We start from the raw sequence: 621 nt of genomic DNA on the forward strand, positions 1-621 counted from the left end.
CCTCGACAGTCCTGCATCTCGAAGCCAACAACCCGACAGCCCTCGCGTCGAAGGGCGCCCCGAGTAGCGACAGCCGGATACGGCGGCGGGGGAGCGGGGGCGGCCCAGCCAGGGGAACACAGTCCGCCCGGAGCGCTGAAGGCAGGTACGGCTGGCGGCGTGCCGTGCGCACACTGACGGGCAGGTGACGACCTGGCCCGCCAAGAGAGGCCGCCGCCGAAGGCGAAGAGCAGGACACGGGGGCCGGAGGGGAGGTCGCCGCGCTCGGCGAGCTTGGCGAGGGTCCAACGGAACTGACGCGGCCGAGATGTTGCCGGAGTCGATGGCGTCCTTGGCGACGATCACATTGTCGGGCAGGCCGAGTTGGCGTGTGACGGTCTCGATGATGCGGAGGTTGGCCTGGTGCGTGGGCGACGGTCGCTCCAGTCGGTGGCGTCGACATCTTCTCGGCGCCGATCATCAGGGGCTCGCCGGGCCGCGCACGCCCGTAGGGCGTAGGCCGCGCCGGGGGCGGGGCGTCAGTGGTCTTCGCTCGGACGGTGTGGGCCGGGCGCGACGCGAGCGGCCCGGGCTCCCCCGGTTGTGGGCAGCTTGTGACGCCTGGAGCGACTACGTCGAGTC

The 621-nt window shown here is 72.0% G+C and carries 1 pseudogene; it reads right to left on the reverse strand.

Annotation, left to right across the window (positions count from 1 at the left end):
- Positions 1-177 precede the first annotated feature (177 nt).
- Positions 178-408 (reverse strand): annotated as a pseudogene (locus KUM32_RS44605) (3-oxoacyl-[acyl-carrier-protein] synthase III C-terminal domain-containing protein); the annotation flags it as partial.
- Positions 409-621 lie beyond the last annotated feature (213 nt).

Source organism: Streptomyces sp. AC627_RSS907 (assembly GCF_019049165.1).